This window comes from Escherichia sp. E4736 (assembly GCF_005781225.1).
In the GTDB taxonomy this organism is placed as follows: Bacteria; Pseudomonadota; Gammaproteobacteria; order Enterobacterales; family Enterobacteriaceae; genus Escherichia.
Genome location: NZ_VATT01000003.1, coordinates 79,096 through 96,163, shown reverse-complemented (window position 1 = coordinate 96,163; position 17,068 = coordinate 79,096). Strand labels below are relative to the sequence as shown.

Annotated in this window: 15 protein-coding genes; 4 read left to right on the top strand and 11 right to left on the bottom strand. The window is 50.7% G+C overall.

Annotation, left to right across the window (positions count from 1 at the left end; genetic code table 11):
* Position 1 precedes the first annotated feature (1 nt).
* Positions 2-2,308, top strand: coding sequence for a tetratricopeptide repeat protein (locus tag FEK46_RS02500; protein WP_135559166.1), 2,307 nt, complete (start codon positions 2-4; stop codon positions 2,306-2,308).
* A gap of 211 nt (positions 2,309-2,519) precedes the next feature.
* A complete protein-coding gene (locus tag FEK46_RS02495; protein WP_135559167.1) occupies positions 2,520-3,575 on the top strand; it encodes a YiiG family protein in 1,056 nt (351 codons plus the stop codon).
* An 81-nt stretch (positions 3,576-3,656) separates the two neighbouring features.
* On the opposite strand, the gene araD is transcribed toward FEK46_RS02495, so the two are convergent.
* The 9 genes from araD to yiaK all read right to left on the bottom strand — a co-directional run bounded on the left by araD (position 3,657) and on the right by yiaK (position 11,712).
* Complete coding sequence (araD, locus tag FEK46_RS02490; RefSeq protein WP_135559168.1) at positions 3,657-4,352, bottom strand: L-ribulose-5-phosphate 4-epimerase; 696 nt, start codon at positions 4,350-4,352, stop codon at positions 3,657-3,659.
* Positions 4,346-5,206: an L-ribulose-5-phosphate 3-epimerase gene (locus FEK46_RS02485; protein WP_135493127.1), complete on the bottom strand. Its 861-nt coding sequence runs from the start codon at positions 5,204-5,206 to the stop codon at positions 4,346-4,348. Before FEK46_RS02485 ends, araD begins: the two co-directional genes overlap by 7 nt.
* Positions 5,199-5,861 carry a 3-keto-L-gulonate-6-phosphate decarboxylase UlaD gene (gene ulaD / locus FEK46_RS02480; RefSeq protein WP_135491269.1) on the bottom strand — a complete coding sequence of 221 codons (663 nt, stop codon included), beginning with the start codon at positions 5,859-5,861 and terminating at the stop codon, positions 5,199-5,201. The genes FEK46_RS02485 and ulaD overlap by 8 nt, the downstream gene beginning before the upstream one ends.
* The gene (gene lyxK / locus FEK46_RS02475) at positions 5,858-7,354 is read right to left on the bottom strand and encodes an L-xylulokinase (protein ID WP_135559169.1); all 1,497 of its coding nucleotides are present in this window, start codon (positions 7,352-7,354) and stop codon (positions 5,858-5,860) included. Before lyxK ends, ulaD begins: the two co-directional genes overlap by 4 nt.
* 3 nt (positions 7,355-7,357) lie before the next feature.
* Entirely contained in the window at positions 7,358-8,344 is a 987-nt protein-coding gene (gene yiaO / locus FEK46_RS02470) for a 2,3-diketo-L-gulonate TRAP transporter substrate-binding protein YiaO (protein WP_130258797.1), read from the bottom strand.
* A 12-nt stretch (positions 8,345-8,356) separates the two neighbouring features.
* Complete coding sequence (gene yiaN, locus FEK46_RS02465; protein ID WP_135559170.1) at positions 8,357-9,634, bottom strand: 2,3-diketo-L-gulonate TRAP transporter large permease YiaN; 1,278 nt, start codon at positions 9,632-9,634, stop codon at positions 8,357-8,359.
* Positions 9,635-9,636: 2 nt separating this feature from the next.
* Positions 9,637-10,110, bottom strand: a complete 474-nt coding sequence (yiaM, locus tag FEK46_RS02460; RefSeq protein ID WP_130210018.1) for a 2,3-diketo-L-gulonate TRAP transporter small permease YiaM — start codon at positions 10,108-10,110, stop codon at positions 9,637-9,639.
* A gap of 124 nt (positions 10,111-10,234) precedes the next feature.
* The gene (locus FEK46_RS02455) at positions 10,235-10,702 is read right to left on the bottom strand and encodes a YhcH/YjgK/YiaL family protein (protein ID WP_135559171.1); all 468 of its coding nucleotides are present in this window, start codon (positions 10,700-10,702) and stop codon (positions 10,235-10,237) included.
* A gap of 11 nt (positions 10,703-10,713) precedes the next feature.
* Positions 10,714-11,712 carry a 3-dehydro-L-gulonate 2-dehydrogenase gene (gene yiaK / locus FEK46_RS02450; protein WP_135559172.1) on the bottom strand — a complete coding sequence of 333 codons (999 nt, stop codon included), beginning with the start codon at positions 11,710-11,712 and terminating at the stop codon, positions 10,714-10,716.
* A 214-nt stretch (positions 11,713-11,926) separates the two neighbouring features.
* Here yiaK and yiaJ point away from each other — a divergent pair, with 214 nt between their 5' ends.
* Complete coding sequence (gene yiaJ, locus FEK46_RS02445) at positions 11,927-12,760, top strand: IclR family transcriptional regulator YiaJ (protein WP_130260105.1); 834 nt, start codon at positions 11,927-11,929, stop codon at positions 12,758-12,760.
* A gap of 101 nt (positions 12,761-12,861) precedes the next feature.
* Positions 12,862-13,335, top strand: coding sequence for a 4Fe-4S binding protein (locus tag FEK46_RS02440; RefSeq protein WP_130210026.1), 474 nt, complete (start codon positions 12,862-12,864; stop codon positions 13,333-13,335).
* A 141-nt stretch (positions 13,336-13,476) separates the two neighbouring features.
* Here the strand turns inward: FEK46_RS02440 and avtA are convergent, their stop codons facing one another.
* Together avtA and malS are read right to left on the bottom strand one after the other, a co-directional pair.
* Positions 13,477-14,730: a valine--pyruvate transaminase gene (avtA, locus tag FEK46_RS02435; protein ID WP_130260106.1), complete on the bottom strand. Its 1,254-nt coding sequence runs from the start codon at positions 14,728-14,730 to the stop codon at positions 13,477-13,479.
* Between the two features lie 174 nt (positions 14,731-14,904).
* Positions 14,905-16,935, bottom strand: coding sequence for an alpha-amylase (gene malS / locus FEK46_RS02430; RefSeq protein WP_135559173.1), 2,031 nt, complete (start codon positions 16,933-16,935; stop codon positions 14,905-14,907).
* Positions 16,936-17,068: the final 133 nt, after the last annotated feature.

Sequence of the window (17,068 nt, the reverse complement as noted above, 5' to 3'; positions counted from 1 at the left end):
AATGGATACATGGGAGTGGTACAACAAATATAGTCAGGAGTTGCGCGATACCGGGCAAGAATATATTCCGCAGCTTATTGATGATTTTTCAGAAAGTGTTTTGCACCTGCAAATAGAAAAATGCGATTCGCTATTGCCGGAAATGAAAGCGCTGAATCAAGTAGCTAAAAATCCGTGGCTGGAAATATTTATCGGTCACTGGGAGATGCGTCATCGCCTGACTAACTATGAAGAAGGCGAAAAAGTGCTGCCAGACGTGGTAGCGCTGTTTGAAAAAGCGCACCGGGAAGAGGCAAAAGATTGCCCGCAATCCATTTGCGTTACCCAGGATTTATCCGCCTGCTACGAAAATATCGATGGCCCAGGCTGGGCGAATGAACGCATGGCGGTATGTGAAGAAACCATTGCGCGCATTGATCCGACCTGGAGCTGTTTTCAATGTTTGTCCACCGAATATGCCAGCGCACTGATAGATTCCAAAAGGGTAGAAGAGGCACTGGCGTACCTGGATCGGCAAATCGACGCGGTTAAAGCATCCGGTGATGATGAGATTGAAGCATTATTGAATACCCGTGCCGATATTTTGATTGAACTGCAACGTTACGATGAAGCACGTAAATTAATTGATGAACTGGCAAAAGAGAACGATTACTGGGGACGTGATCGCATCAGTTATCACCTCAAAAAACTGTACATCATGGCGTTATGTGGGCAGGACGAAGAGGTCTGGGAGGAATTGCCTCGTTGGTCAGATCTGACCCCCTATTCGTGGGGCATGTGGGTGAAGATAATCACCGTGTTACTTCCCCGTCATCCACAAAGAAACAGCTGGCAACTGGCGCGCATCATCCAAAAAATGCTGGAGCACCGCTCACAGGCCGGGGCGCACCGCAAAGTGGTTGATCTGGCGAAACTGCAAATTACCCTGGCGCTGGAGCGTGAATCCGTCTGGGTTGCCAAAATAGCGATGAAACTGGCCCAGCGACACATGCCAAAATTACGCGCGTTACTGGGCGTCGATCGCGAATTTCTCGAACTGAGTGAAAAAATTGCCGCCAAAGAAGCAGAGTTGCTGGCTCGTCCGGTTGTAGAAGTACCTGAAAATAGCGATGAAGAAACGCAACCAGATCCAGAAAAAGACGTAGAAACATTCCGCCGCGCTTATCTGAACACGCCTGATGATGCGGAATTGCTGGGCAAGCTGGTCAATGCGTTAAACGCCTGCAATGCGATTGATGAATCGATTGAACTCCTGCAACGCTACGTTGAAAGCCATCTTCAGGAAGATAATGGACTTTGCTTCGATCTGTTGGATCTCTTGCTCCACCGTGACGATCTGCAAACTATCAAGCATCTGGCGAAGCAGTATGAACAGGCGGGGCTGCTACATATGGCCTTGTGGTTCCGCGCGCGAGTGATCAACCAACAGGAAGACTGGAGTGAACTGGAGTCGATTGGGCAACAGTTGCTGCAACACGAAAAAGGGCGTGAGTGGGTTGGCGTTTATCGCATGTGCTCCTGGGCAGCACAAAAACAGGAAGCCTGGGATCGACAGCTCGATTATTTACAACAATTGCAGCAACTGATGATTAGCCGTGAAGAAGATATTCGTAATCTCCAGTGGGATATCATGGCGACCGCCAGCATCCTGCAACAATGGGATCAGGTGCGTGCTATTGCTACTGAACTGGAAATCGAACTCACGGAAGGCGAAGGTTTTATTGATGAAAAATGGGGGTTGTTAAACATCCGCTTCCGGGAAAATTATGAATACCGCTATTACTATGCTCAACGTATTGGGCCGGTAACAGCAAGGATCATTGAGCCAACTTACCGCACCGATTATCCGCAACATGTTGATGAGGTTGTGGTTTTCGATGCAGAAATGTTGAACACCCGACCTGAAGACGAAGAAGAGCAGAATAATTTCACGCCACTTTATGGGTGTCTGAAAACCATTATCCCGACCGAGTACGGCGAGTCCTGGTTCTGCGAAGGTGTCATGCCTGGTGAAGAACAGTTTAATGCCTTCCGTGAGGCGCTTCGTGAACGAAACTGGTACTACTGGAGCAACAGTAATGATGACTATACGTTAACCGATAGTCATCAGGGAGAAGGCGCTGATCCGCTGCCCGCATTCTATTTTGTTATTAGCGCACCGCGTTCAGTTTCTAAAGGTGATATCGATAAGACCTTGCACGAATTGACCGCTGACTGGGAACATCCGTTGTGCTGGTGGCGTCTTGCCAAAGAAGTCGGAGCGAATGAAGAGAAACATGCTGCTATTTCTGAACGTTATGGGATGTAATGCAGATTTAAATAACGGGGGGCAGAAACTTCTCTCCCGCAGCGGTTAAACTGTTAATTGAATTAAGTCCTGTAATTTATATATGAAATTACAGGACTTATTCATTCAGTGAATTGTATCTATTTATTTATAAACAAAACGCGTGTAGTGACGCTTTCTTTTTTCCTTTATTATATTCACTCTCTTCTTTATCTATTTATAAGGCAATTAAATGAAAAGGAATTTATTATCTTCAGCTATTATTATCGGCATAATGGCCCTCGGTATCACCGGATGTGATGATAAAAAAGCCGAAACAGAAACTCCCCCGCCCGCCAATAGTCAACCTGCCGCTCCAGCTCCTGAAGCGAAACCTACTGAAGCTCCCGTTGCAAAAGCAGAAGCTAAACCTGAAACGCCTGCGCAACCGGTGGTCGATGAACAAGCGGTTTTCGACGAAAAAATGGATGTCTATATTAAGTGCTACAACAAGTTACAGATCCCTGTACAGAGCAGTCTGGCGCGTTATGCCGACTGGCTGAAAGATTTTAAACAGGGGCCAACGGGTAAAGAGAGCATTGTTTATGGCATCTACAGCATTAGTGAATCCAATCTCTCTGAGTGTCAAAAAGGAATAAAAAGAGTCGTGGCGTTAACGCCTGCGCTGCAACCTATTGATGGCGTGGCGGTGAGTTATATTGATGCTGCCGTGGCGTTGGGTAATACCATTAACGAAATGGATAAATATTACACCCAGGAAAATTATAAAGACGATGCGTTTGCCAAAGGGAAAACGCTGCACCAGACATTCTTAAAAAATCTTGAAGCCTTTGAACCTGTAGCAGAATCTTATCATGCGGCAATTCAGGAAATTAATGATAAGCGTCAGCTTGTAGAACTGAAAAATATTGAACAAAGAGAAGGGAAAACATTCCACTACTACTCTCTGGCTGCCATGATTTCAGCGAAACAAATTAATAACCTGATATCGCAAGAGAAGTTTGATGCAGAAGCGGCAATGAAGAAAGTGGCTGAACTTGAAACGCTGGTGGCGCAAGCCAAAGAAGTGAGTAAAGACAGTATGAATTCTCTCTTCACAGGGGCAGCAGACCGATATCAAATTGCATCTAAAAAATATGTTCGTCGTATCAGAGATAAAGTCCCGTATTCTGACTGGGATAAAAAGAAACTTCAGGACGCAAACACAAGCTGGATGGTCGAGGACTCATATCCGAAATCATTACAAGCTTATAATGAACTGGTCGGTAACTATAATCGCCTGCGTTAAACGTTTCTGATTTTTGTGCGCAATGTAATCGGGAGCATATCAATTCATAGTACCGGGGCGATGAAGCCCCGGCGTGAGAGATTATTGCCCGTAATAAGCATTGGCCCCATGCTTACGCAGGTAGTGTTTATCCAGCAGTTCGTTTTGCATGGCAGGAAGCTGCGGCGCAAGCTGGCGCGAGAACAGGCCCATATAGGCGCATTCTTCCAGCACCACGGCGTTATGCACTGCATCGGCGGCGTTTTTTCCCCAGGCGAACGGGCCGTGAGAATGCACCAGCACCGCAGGGATTTGCGCTGGACTCCTGCCGCGTTCTTCGAAAGTTTCAATGATCACTTCGCCGGTCTGGTATTCATACTCGCCGTTGATCTCCTCTGCGGTCATCAGGCGCGTGCAGGGGATTGCACCATAAAAATAATCGGCGTGTGTGGTGCCCCAGGCGGGGAGATCCAGCCCGGCCTGTGACCAGATAGTGGCGTGGCGCGAGTGGGTATGCACAATGCCACCGATTTCTGCATATCGACGGTAGAGCGCCAGATGCGTTGGTGTGTCGGACGAGGGCTTTTTGCTGCCTTCCACCACCTTGCCGCTGGCTATCTCAACCACCACCATATCATCGGCGGTCATCACGTCGTACTCGACACCGGAAGGCTTGATTACCATCCATTGCCGCGTGTTGTCTACCGCGCTGACATTGCCCCAAGTGAACGTCACCAGATGGTGAGCGGGAAGTGCCAGATTCGCCGCCAGCACGTCGGCTTTCAGTTGCTCTAACATGTAAATCCCGCCTCCTGCATACGCGCTTCAATCCAGCGCCGCGCCTGAATAATCTCCAGCACCGGCTCTTTGGCTTTTTCGGTCCACATCTCAATCAGAAATGATCCGCGATAGTTCAGCTCATGCAGCGTTTTGAAGATGCCAACAAAATCGACACAGCCTTCGCCAAACGGCACGTCGCGGAACTGTCCGGGGCTTTGCTCGGTAACGGGTTGAGTGTCTTTCAGGTGGATTGCGGCAATACGGTCAATGCCCAGTTTTAGTTCAGCGGGAACATCATTGCCCCAGGCACTGAGGTTGCCGACGTCCGGGTAGACGGTGAACCACGGCGATGCGAGCATCTCGTCCCATTTTTTCCATTTGCTGATGGAGTTCATAAACGCGGTATCCATAATCTCCACCGCCAGCATCACTTGCGCGGCAGCAGCCTGTTCGACCGCCCACGCCAGCCCTTCAGCAAAGCGTTGCTGCGTGCCTTCGTCATGGTCTTCGTAATAGACGTCATAACCTGCCAACTGAATGGTGCGAATGCCGAGATCACGCGCCAGGCGAATCGCTTTACTCATGATCTCCCGTGCTCGCTGGCGTACCGCGTCGTCACGGCTACCAAAAGGAAAACGGCGATGGGCAGACAGACACATTGACGGGATCCCAACACCCGTTTCGATCATCGCGGCAACCAGCGAAGCCCTTTGTGCGGCACTCCAGTCAAGGCGTGAAAGCCGTTCATCGGTTTCATCCACCGACATTTCGACAAAATCAAAGCCACAGCTTTTTGCCAGCACCAGCCGCTCAGGCCAGGAGAGATCTTTCGCCAGCGCTTTTTCATAAATCCCTAACGGATGATTACGCACGCGCACCTCCCCAGATAGCGTCGATTTGCGCATGGAAATCGCCAGCCACCTGCGCCGGATTTGCTGCGCCTGCCAGGGCCCGCCCAGCAATAAACGCCTTCACGCGGATCTCTTTAAACAGCGGCAGGTCAGCAGGGGTAATCCCGCCAGTAATGGAAAGCTCAAGGCCGATATCGGAAAGCGCTTTCATGCGTGCCAGATCGGCCTCGCCCCACTGTTGCCCGCTGGCCTGTGCATCACGACCACGATGATAAATGGCCTGCCGCACGCCAATACGATGCCAGTCACGGGCGTCGTCCAGTGTCCAGTTACCAAACAGCTCTATCTGGATTTCACCGCCGCAGCGTTGCGCCATCGCGTGGCCTTTTTCTACCGTGGCGAGCGGCGCGGCGCAGATGATGGTCATCCAGTTAGCGCCTGCGCCAAAAGCCTGTTGCGCGAGTGTTTCACCAGCGTCGGCGACCTTCCAGTCAGCAACGATGATTTTGTCCGGGCACTGTTCGCGCAAGGCTTTCACCGCGCCAAGCCCTTCGTTTAAGCAGAGAATGGTACCCGCTTCAACAATATCGACGCTGTCTTTTAACAGCGTCACGTCGCGCTGCGCGGCTTCAAGTGATGAGTGGTCGAGGGCCAGTTGCAGAAGTGGTCGGCTCATAATGTGTGCTCCTTAATGCGGGCGTGATAACCCTGAAGTGCGGCAATGAGATGCTGATAGCGTTGGTATTTTTGTTGGTAAAGCTGATGGGCGGTCATATCCGGCAGCAGGGTGCGTACCGGGTGCTGTAAGTCACGTTGGGCTTCGCTGAAATTGCGATAAACCCCGGTGCCGACGCGGGCGGCAAGTGCTGCGCCAAAACAGCCGGTTTCTTCCACCTGCGGCAGCTCGATACGTAAGCCGCTGACGTCCGCCAGCATTTGCATCCAGACATCGGAGTGCGCCGGGCCGCCAGTCACGCGCAGGGTGTGAACATCAGTAAAACGTTCGCGCATTCGGTTGAGGTGAGTCATATGGCTGAACACCACGCCTTCATAGATGGCCTGCAACAGGTGCGCGCGGGTATGAATGGCCTGCATCCCGTAGAAACCGCTGGTCATCTCAAGTCCGGCGTTGCTGCCGTACAGGAACGGCAAGAAAAAGAGATCGCCACCGGCTTTCGGCAAGCTGGCAACCGCCTGGTTGATCTCTGCAAACGAGATTTCTCCCCACTGTGCGGTAAACCATTCGAGGTTGCCGGAAGAAGTAGGGCTGGCTTCGTGCACGATAAATTCACCGTCATTAACGTAGCGACCATAGACATACGGATGCGCTTCACCGTCACGTAGACCGCTGGTTATGCCGCTGGTCACCGCCCAGGTGCCCATCACCGCATTGAGGGTAAATTCGTCTTCGATCCCGGCGCAGAGTGCGGTAGAAACCACATCAAACAGACCGCCGACAACGGGCGTACCCGCTTTCAGACCAGTCAGTGCGGCTGTCTGAGCGGTGATTTCCCCGCAGATTTCGGCAGATCCCACAACAGGTGGCAGGGCGTGGTTGATTTCACCGATCCCCAGCCAGTCGGTGAGACACGGGTCATATTGACCGCTGCTCATATTGTAGAGATTGGATTCGGAAATATTGCTCTCTTCGCAACCTTTGACGCCGGTTAAACACCAGCGCAGGTAGTCGTGCGTCATCATCACGCAGCCAATTTGCGTGTAGCGTTCCGGTTCGTGCGCTTTCAACCAGCGTAACAATGACACCGGATGCCCGGTCCATAAGGTCTGTCGGGTCAATGGGTAGAGTTTTTCCGGGATGCCATCTTCCTGCCAGCGACGAACGATTTCCATCGCCCGGCGATCCGAGGACAAAATAGCATTACCGAGCGGCTTGTTGTTTTTATCCAGTAAAAACAAGCCTTTTCCCTGAGCGGAGATACCGATGCCGACAATTTGTTCCCCGCTGACGCCGGAATGGGTAAGCAGGGCGCGAATGACGGCAGTGCAGCATTGCCACAGTTCTGCCATATCGCGCTCTGCCCAGCCTGGCTGCGGGCTTAATGCGCATAGCGGCAGGCGCTGCACGCCTGCCTCCCGGCCTTCGCGGTCATACAGCCCGGCTTTCAGCCAGCTACCGCCACAATCTAACCCCAGCCAGTATTGCGTCATGGTTTATTGCACCTCATCCACGGCTTTCAGCAGATCGGCGCCCTGCGGAACATCTTTAACAAACATGTCGCGAACCTGGTTCCCCAGCGCATCGCTAAAGGCTTTGCGATCGAGATCGGTGATGACTTCTACGCCCGCGTCTTTCATGCCATCGATGATTTTTTGCTGATTTTCGGCGACCAGTTTGCGCTGGTAATTGCCCGCTTCTTGCGCAGATGAGATAAGCACTTGCTGGAACTCCGGGCTTAAGCCATCAAACTTCGCTTTGTTGATTACCACCAGAAGCGGTGAATAGGCGTGGTGTGTCAGAGAAAGATACTTCTGCACTTCATAAAATTTTGCCGACCAGACGACGTTGATCGGATGCTCCTGGGCGTCGATGGTGCGGGTTTCCAGCCCGGTATAGACTTCGGCAAACGGCATCGGGATCGGGTTAGCGCCAAAGACTTTGAATGCTGCGATATTCATCGGGCTATTGTTGGTGCGGATTTTCAGCCCTTTCAGGTCGGCAGGCGTTTTAACCGGTGCGCGCGAGTTGGTGACATCGCGCCAGCCGTTTTCCCAGTAGGCCAGTACTTTCAGTCCTTTACCTTCAAGGGAGGCTTTCAGGTCATCACCGACTTTACCATCAAGCGTTTTATGCGCATGGGCGGTGTCGCGGAACAGGAAAGGAACGTCGAGCAGGTTCATCACCGGCGACAACCCGGCGAAGTTATTCGAGCCGGACATCTCCATATCAATAGTGCCGCCGCGCACGCCGCTAATCATCGCCTGTGCGTTACCGAGAGTGCTGTCCGGGAACAGTTTTAATTTCAGTTCGCCTTTGGTTCTCTCCTGTAATAATTCATTGAATTTTTTCGCCGCAATATGTTGTGAATCGGTTTGTGAGGTTTCATAACCGAAACGTAATGATTGCGCCGCCAGTGAAGATGTACTGAATGCAGCCAGGCCAGCAATGAATAATGCGTAGGTTACAGAGCGTAATTTCATAATATTTTCCTTTTAATTAATCCATTTCGAAGGGAGGATGATGAGATCGGGAATAAAAATAAATGCGGCTAATAAAGAATATAAAACCAATACGTAAGGGAAAACGCCTCTGACTGCATCATCAAATTTTAATCTCGCCACACCTGAAATAACGTTAAGTACATTACCGATGGGGGGTGTAATTAAGCCGATTGAACAGTTGATGATAAACATGACACCGAAATAAATCGGATCAATGCCAGCCTCTTTAACTAAAGGCATTAATACCGGAGTGAGAATTAACACGGTTGGTGTTAAATCCATAACCATGCCGACGATCAAAATTGCCAGCATAATCACGATAAACAACAAACGTGGTGAATCGACCAACGGTTGCAGTAAATCAGAAACCATCATCGGCAGTTCAGCAATGGTAATCAGCCAGGCGGAAACTTGTGCCGAGGCCACCAGAAACATGACCACAGAGGTCGTTTTCGCCGCGCCAATTAGCACATGCCAAAGTGTGGCGAAGGTCATTTCACGGTAAATAACTGTGGCGACAAACAACGCATAGAAAGCAGCAACGGCCCCGGCTTCGGTAGGGGTAAACAGACCGGAGCGAAAACCCCCAATAATGATGACCGGAAGAAACAGCGCCCAGATACCGGAGACAAAAGAGTGCCAGATTTCCTGCATTGTCGCTTTTTGCTGGCGGGGTAAATTAAGACGACTGGCCTGCCACCACCAGGTGAGCATCAGCGTTGCGCCCATCATAATGCCTGGGGCAATTCCTGCCATAAACAGTTTGCTGATGGACAAACCACTGGAAACGCCAAAAATAATAAATGGAATGGAAGGTGGAATAATGGGAGCGATAATCCCGCCTGAGGCAATTAGCCCCGCGGCCCGGTTGACCGGGTAGTTGGCGCTGCGCATCATCGGCACTAATAGCGCGGCAACGGCGGCGGTATCCGCAACGGCAGAACCGGAAAGACTTGCCATAATCATTGCCGCCAGAACACCCACGTAGCCCACCCCGCCAGGTTTATGCCCAACCAGTTTCATCGGCAGGTTAACAATGCGTTTTGACAAGCCGCCCGCATTCATGATTTCACCCGCCAGCACAAAGAATGGTATCGCCAGCAGGGAGAAACTGTCGGCTCCGTTCACCAGCGTTTGCGCCATAATCTGGACATCAAACATCTCCAGCCAGAACATTAACGCTGCGCCACATAACAAAAGTGCCCAGGCAATAGGCAAACCGATAGCAATGCCACCCAACAGGCAGCCCAGAAAAATCAGCACAGCCATGATTAAGCTCCTTGTGGTGGTGGCGTAACAGAATCGCTGCGCGAGATGAGTTGATATAAATGACGCAGTTCAAAGAAAGCGATAACAAGGCTGGTGGGCAGGCAAGCGGCATACATCAGGCCGATGGGCAAACCGAGGATCGGTGAATAATCGCTCCAGTCCTGAATTGTTTTTAGCGTTGCGCCCCAGGCCAGTGCACCACAAATAAATAAGATTAAGGAATGGGTGACCAGAGCGACTCGTCGCTGCCAGGCTGGAGAGAGTTTCTCTACCAGAAAGGTGACCTGAACGTGGGCGTTATCCATAAAAGCCACAATTGCGCCAATAAATGTTAACCAGACAAATAAATAACGCGATAATTCATCTACAGATAAAATACTTGTCTGAAAACCATATCTTAAAATAATATTTACAAACACAATACAGGAGAGCACGGCGAGATTAATCGCCAGTATTGCTTCAAGTATTTTCTTCATAGCTATTCCTTTAGGCTATACCCGTCATACTTCAGATTGCATGTGATGCGATTTGAAATATTTAGGGTATATATATTTAGCGCAATGACATTACCTTGTCGTTCTGGCGTAGAAGAGTCTTCGGTTAATCCAGCGCCGTTAATGCAACCTTAACCACAACTTTTCGTATCTCAGAGGCTGCTTCCAGAATACAACCTGGTCGATGAACATCCTGAGGGAAGAAAATAGCGTAACTGCCGGGCGCCATTTGAATAAATGATTCTTTTTCACAATGGTGATAAAAAATAATATCACGCTGTTCTAATAGGGATTCGCTGACTTTATTATTTCCGGTATCAATAGCAATGCCGATTTTCTCTTCGCCCCATGCCAGATATTGAATATCAATATAGCGACGATGTACTTCTGGGCGATTTTCCTCCACCTGGCGCGTCGTTAAGTCGATAATTTGCGCAAAAATATTCTTGCCGTCGATTTCGACAACGCCCGGTTCCAGGGCGTTGAAGTCGGTAGCGCGCAGAAAATCGAGCGCCTTTTCAATGGCAGCGGGTAAACGGCACGGATTAGGCTGCGTGATATGTCCAGATATCATGGTCTATCTCCTTATAACGCCTGAATTTTTGCCCATACGCTGTCGTCAACGGTAATACCGTTACGGCGGTTTTCTGCCAGCAAAGTAGTAAATTCGTGTCCGGGTAAACGAATAGCCTGGTTTTCGTCAGCGCGTTCGGCGGTGGTAACGTAATCCATGATGCGTTGCAGCTTGGCGTCGCGGGTGGCGCCGTCGATCAATTTATCCACTTCAATGGCAATAAAGATTTGTGAAACACCGTATTCGTCGCTGTTATCCTCGGTGACTTCAGCAACCGATGCGCCATCAGAAAGGAGAGTAGCGATCATATCCAGCACAATCGACATGCCCGAACCTTTCCAGTAGCCCATCGGCAAAATGCGGCGATTTTTCTCGATAACGCCAGGTTCTTTGGTCAAATTGCCCTCATCATCAAAGCCACCATCTACCGGGAGCTGACGACCTGCCAGGCGGTTAACTTCTAACATGCCGTAGGAAAACATCGACATCGACATATCGACCATCGTAATGGGTGAGGAAGGAATGGCTACGATCAGCGGGTTAGTGCCGATGCGACACTCTTTTGCGCCCCACGGCGGCATCACGGCGATGGAGTTGGTCCAGCAAATGCCAATATAGCCTTTTTCCGCCGCCTGCCAGCCGTAGCTGCCGCCGCGCATCCAGTGATTGGCGTTACGTAACGCCACCAGGCCAATTCCGTGACTGGCAGCCAGTTCGATGGCGCGATCCATCATCTTTTTCGCCGTCAGGTTGCCGATTGAGCGCTGAGCGTCCCACTGCTCAATCGCACCGAGGCTGGTCACGCGTTTGGGTTGGGCGTCAGGAATGATATCGCCGTTATCCAGTTGTTGAATGAAACGGGGGAAACGATTTACACCGTGGGAATAAACGCCGGACTCGGTGGTGCGGGCGAACATTTCCGCGCAGGCATCGGCAGTTTCGCTGTCAACGCCACGTGAAATTAAGACCTGATTAAAGGCCGCTTTTAACTGCTCAAATGTCACTTTCATCCCTGGCTTCCTTGTTTTTTTGAACGCTTTTTTAGCTTAAAATTCCACTATGCGAAATTTGATTTCAAATATATCGATCGCTTTTTAACAAAGCAATCCGCGCCATGATTTTCAAAAATCATATAAATCAAAATGTTATAAATTATCTGTCGAGATCGTGAACTACGACACACTTTGCGCTACCATCAGGACGCGACAAAATGGGGAAAAAGCGATGGGAAAAAATGAGAACGAGATGGCACAGGAAAAAGAGCGTCCAGCCGGAAGTCAGAGCCTGTTTCGTGGGTTGATGCTGATTGAGATTTTGAGTAACTATCCAAACGGTTGCCCACTGGCGCATCTCTCAGAACTGGCAGGTTTAAACAAAAGTACCGTCCATCGTTTATTGCAGGGATTACAGTCCTGTGGCTATGTGACCACCGCGCCTGCCGCAGGGAGTTACCGCCTGACCACCAAATTTATTGCCGTCGGTCAAAAGGCCTTGTCTTCGCTGAATATCATTCATATCGCAGCCCCGCATCTTGAGACGCTCAACATCGCCACCGGCGAAACCATTAATTTCTCCAGTCGCGAAGATGATCACGCTATTTTGATTTATAAACTGGAACCCACCACGGGTATGCTGCGTACTCGCGCCTATATTGGTCAGCATATGCCACTCTACTGTTCCGCAATGGGCAAGGTCTACATGGCGTTTGGTCACCCGGACTACGTGAAGTCGTACTGGGAAAGCCATCAGAATGAAATCCAGCCGTTAACCCGCAATACCATTACCGAGTTACCTGCGATGTTCGACGAACTGGCGCACATTCGTGAAAGCGGAGTAGCGATGGACAGAGAAGAAAATGAGCTCGGTGTCTCCTGTATTGCTGTTCCGGTATTTGATATTCATCGACGGGTGCCGTATGCCGTGTCGATTTCGCTTTCGACATCACGGTTGAAACAGGTAGGGGAGAAGAATCTTCTGAAACCACTGCGTGAAACCGCTCAGGCCATCTCTAATGAACTGGGATTTACTGTCAGAGACGACCAGAGTGCAATCACATAACGCTTTAGACAGGTGACAAAAGTTTAACATTTCCTTCGTTGGATCAAAGCAGTAGAGGGGCGCTCTCTGGCACTCTGCTGTTTTAGTGCAAAGGAGTGATCATGAACCGGTTTATTATTGCGGATGCGACGAAATGTATCGGTTGCCGTACCTGTGAAGTGGCTTGCGCGGTGTCGCATCAGGAAAATCAGGATTGCTCTGCGTTGTCGCCGGGCGAGTTTATTTCGCGAATTCGAGTCATCAAAGACCATACCTGGACCACTGCAGTAGCCTGTCATCAGTGTGAAGATGCTCCGTGTGCGAATGTCTGCCCTGTGGAGGCGATTCGCCGCGAACATGGGCATATCTTTGTTGAACAATCACGTTGTATTGGCTGTAAAAGCTGTATGCTGGCTTGCCCGTTTGGTGCGATGGAGGTGGTTTCGGCGCGCAAAAAGGCGAGGGCGATTAAGTGCGATCTGTGCTGGCATCGGGCGACGGGACCGGCCTGTGTTGAAGCCTGCCCGACACAGGCGTTGCAATGTATGGATGTCGAGAAAATCCAGCGTCAGCGGCTACAGCAGCAGCCTGTTTGAAACGTTTTTCCGGCGTTATTCAACGCCGGAATTGTGCGCTTTGTTTATGCCGGATGCGGCGTAAACGCCTTATCCGACCTACAAATTCAATTGATTGCAGAAATTATGTAGGTCTGATAAGCGCAGCGCATCAGGCAATTTTTAATGGCTTTCAGCCCAGGCGCGTTCAATCTCTTCCGCCAGAATCTTCACACCCGCCTCAATTTTCTCCGGCTCTGGTACGTAGTTCATGCGCATACATTGATGTGTATGCGGCCACGGTTTATCCAGCCCTGGGAAGAAGTTGTGGCCCGGCACCATCAGCACGCCGCGCGCTTTCAGGCGCTGATAGAGCTGCTCGGTGGTAATCGGCAAATCCTTAAACCATAACCAGAGGAATATTGCCCCTTCTGGTTTATGAATCAGGCAGCGATCTTCCGGTAAATAGCGGCGAATGATAGCGATAGTCTCCTGAACACGCTGGTAATAGAACGGCTTGATGACCGTTTCTGACAGGCGCAGTAGATCGTTACGCTTAATCATTTCACACATTATCGCCGGACCAATGCCGCCAGGCGCGAGGCTGATAATGCCGTTCATATTGGTGATGGCGGTGATGATTTTTTCATTGGCGATGATAATGCCGCAGCGCGAACCTGGCAGACCCAGCTTGGAAAGGCTCATGCATAGCACGATATTCGGATTCCACAGCGGGCGCGCTTCGCTAAAGATGATGCCCGGGAACGGGACGCCATAGGCGTTATCAATCACCAGCGGGATCCCGTGCTGATTCGCCAGCGCATCCAGCTTCAGCAACTCTTCATCGGTTATCACATTACCTGTTGGGTTCGTCGGTCGCGAGACGCAAATCATCCCCGTCTCTTCGCCAATGCGCAGATGTTCGAAATCGACGTGATATTTAAACTGGCCCTCTGGCAGTAGTTCGATATTCGGACGCGTAGAAACAAACAGATCCTCTTCCAGCCCGGCATCCGCGTAGCCAATGTATTCCGGTGCCAACGGGAACAGTACTTTTTTGATCCGGCCATCGGCACGGCGTCCGGCAAACAGGTTAAATAAGTAGAAAAACGCGCTCTGGCTACCGTTTGTTAGTGCAATATTCTGTGGTTCGATATCCCAACCTAGTTTCTCACGTAGCATCCCGGCAAGTAGCGACAGTAGCTCCGTCTTTCCTTGCGGGCCGTCGTAATTGCACAGCGCATCCGTTGCTTTACCGCTTTCCAGCATGTCGGTCAGCAGTGTCTGGAAGTAATCCTGCATTTCCGGGATCTGCGCCGGATTACCGCCACCGAGCATAATCGCGCCGGGCGTGCGTAAACCGTCGTTCAGATCTTCCATCAGCAGCGTAATGCCGGAGTGGCGGGTAAATTTGTCACCAAAAAGGGAGAATGTCATAGCGGGATATCTGTCGAACTCTGTAGCATGGACGGTAACAATAACGCTACATTTGCCAGGGTGCAAATCACGCTGTTGACGGTGGATTGACACTTTATGCTGTGGTTTTCTGTTAGGATGGTATTTTAGTCTGGGTGGCTTCCCGACGTACTGCCGCACGGGAAGCCGGAAAAGTTACTGTTGCCCCGCCCAGACGACCATTACTTTATCGTCGCCGTGTTCACGGACAAATCCGTACCCCTGTTTCAGCGAAAGCGCCGTTTGTTTGCCTGCGCCAATGGCTGGATGCCGTGCGCGGAACTGACTGATGCGCTGCCAGTGCGCGACGCTGGCGGCAGATTTACCACTGATATCCTGCCAGTTCATATCAGAACGTGTGCCTTGTAGGGGATCAGAACCGGTGGGACCGAACGGACGTAAGGATTCATCACCGTAAAAGATTTGCACTGCACCTGGCGCGAGTAACAATAACTCTGCTGCTTTGTCGCCCCCTTCGCGGAACAAGCGGGTATCATGCGAGGAGAGATAGCTCAACACATTGAAATCTTGCAATTTCTCGGCCATTTGCTGCCAGGTGGTATCCATCTGCGCCAGGCAATCGACCGCTTTCGCCGCCTGTTCCTGATAATCAAAATTGATCATCGCGTCGAATCCGTGGCGATAGTAGTCGCTTTGCATTACACCATGGCCCCAGGCCTCGCCGGTCATCCAGAAAGGTTTGTCATCTAATGCTTTCTCGGGGTTAGCTTTTTTCCATTCGCGAAGTGCGGCGCTGGCCTGAGTTTTCAGTTGCTGCCAGGCGGGCAACTCAACATGTTTGGCGGTATCGACCCGAAAACCATCAATACCGTAGTCGCGGACCCATTGGCTTAACCAGTGGGTTAAGTAATCGCGCGGCGTATAGCCGTCAATGGCTTTGGCGTGGGTATCCGGTTTGTTTTTATAGAATACCGGCAGACCAGAAGCGGTAGTTGATTCGGTTTTGATATCCGGCAAAAAGGCTAGCGACATGGTGAGATCGTCGAATCCAGGATTGTCGTAATCGCCGATATCCGTTCTGATCCAGTTTTTTCCCCACCATTTATCCCAGCCTGCTTTGTCGCTGAAATTAATGTAATCGTTAAAGCTATGCCAGGTTTGCCCGGCGGCGGGTTTCCAGTTGCTCCAGTGGTCGCCCAGCGTTTTTTTCAGCTCGTCACCAGAAAGATATAACGCGCCGAACTGAAACTCCTGCATATCCGCCAGCGTGGCATAGCCGGTGTGGTTCATCACTACATCAAACAAAATGCGGATACCGCGTTGATGCGCGCTATCAACCAGCGTCCGTAGATCGGCTTCGTTGCCCATATTGGCATCAAGATTCGTCCAGTCCTGTGTGTAATATCCGTGGTAGGCATAATGTGGGAAATCGCCTTTTGTACCGCCGCCGACCCAGCCGTGAATTTGCTCAAATGGGGCGCTTATCCATAAAGCATTGACGCCCAGCTGCTGGAAATAATCCAGTTTGTTGGTCAGGCCGCGTAAATCACCGCCGTGGAAAGTGCCAATTTCCTCCATGCCGTCTTTATGACGTCCGTAGCTCTGGTCATTGCTGGGATCGCCGTTTTCGAAACGGTCTGTTAGTACAAAATAAATCGTGGCGTTATGCCAGTTGAAAGGGGCAGGTGCGTCAGTTGCCGCGCGTTCCAACAGAAGTAAACCATTGCTGGTGGCGGCAGGTTGTAACGTTATTTGGCCGTTCTTCACCGTCGCGATTTGCTGGCTGTAATAATCCCGGACTACCGTACCTTCCGGGAAAGTGCCGCTGACATTAAGCGTCAGTGGTTTTCCATCCCATTTGGGGCATTCACGAGCCAGGTTCGCTACCGGTTCGGCGGTGTTCTGGACCGAAATCATCAACGTTGGTGTGCCGGAGCGGGTATCTATTTGCAACGTATATTCACCGTTCCTGAACAATCGCCACTGAGGGGGCGTGCTGTCGCAAGGTTTGAGAGAAAGCATCTGATTGAGTTTTATCGCATCCGCAGGCTGCCAGCATTGTTGGTTAAAATTTAGCGTCAGCGGTCGCGTACCTTTGGTCAGCTGGGCATGACTAACAAATGTTCCTGCACTTTGTTCAGCAAAGGTGGGAAATCCCTGAGATGTCCAGTTGGCGGCAATGGCAACACTGGGCAGGAGTATCAGAAAACAGGCGGCAAGTTTCATAACGGATGAGTCCTTGTTGCTGCGAATTTCACCAGTTTGCCAGTGATAATACTGGTAAAACTCCTCCCTGATGAGGATTGCGCCAGGATGAGACGAAAGGGGGAGTATTTCACCTGAGATTTAAGCTTATTTT

Excerpts from the sequence above, each read along its gene's own strand:
- FEK46_RS02500 (WP_135559166.1), top strand. The coding sequence starts at position 2 with ATGGATACATGGGAGTGGTACAACAAATATAGTCAGGAGTTGCGCGAT.
- FEK46_RS02495 (WP_135559167.1), top strand. The coding sequence starts at position 2,520 with ATGAAAAGGAATTTATTATCTTCAGCTATTATTATCGGCATAATGGCC.
- araD (WP_135559168.1), bottom strand. The coding sequence starts at position 4,352 with ATGTTAGAGCAACTGAAAGCCGACGTGCTGGCGGCGAATCTGGCACTT.
- ulaD (WP_135491269.1), bottom strand. The coding sequence starts at position 5,861 with ATGAGCCGACCACTTCTGCAACTGGCCCTCGACCACTCATCACTTGAA.
- lyxK (WP_135559169.1), bottom strand. The coding sequence starts at position 7,354 with ATGACGCAATACTGGCTGGGGTTAGATTGTGGCGGTAGCTGGCTGAAA.
- yiaO (WP_130258797.1), bottom strand. The coding sequence starts at position 8,344 with ATGAAATTACGCTCTGTAACCTACGCATTATTCATTGCTGGCCTGGCT.
- yiaN (WP_135559170.1), bottom strand. The coding sequence starts at position 9,634 with ATGGCTGTGCTGATTTTTCTGGGCTGCCTGTTGGGTGGCATTGCTATC.
- yiaM (WP_130210018.1), bottom strand. The coding sequence starts at position 10,110 with ATGAAGAAAATACTTGAAGCAATACTGGCGATTAATCTCGCCGTGCTC.
- FEK46_RS02455 (WP_135559171.1), bottom strand. The coding sequence starts at position 10,702 with ATGATATCTGGACATATCACGCAGCCTAATCCGTGCCGTTTACCCGCT.
- yiaK (WP_135559172.1), bottom strand. The coding sequence starts at position 11,712 with ATGAAAGTGACATTTGAGCAGTTAAAAGCGGCCTTTAATCAGGTCTTA.
- yiaJ (WP_130260105.1), top strand. The coding sequence starts at position 11,927 with ATGGGAAAAAATGAGAACGAGATGGCACAGGAAAAAGAGCGTCCAGCC.
- FEK46_RS02440 (WP_130210026.1), top strand. The coding sequence starts at position 12,862 with ATGAACCGGTTTATTATTGCGGATGCGACGAAATGTATCGGTTGCCGT.
- avtA (WP_130260106.1), bottom strand. The coding sequence starts at position 14,730 with ATGACATTCTCCCTTTTTGGTGACAAATTTACCCGCCACTCCGGCATT.
- malS (WP_135559173.1), bottom strand. The coding sequence starts at position 16,935 with ATGAAACTTGCCGCCTGTTTTCTGATACTCCTGCCCAGTGTTGCCATT.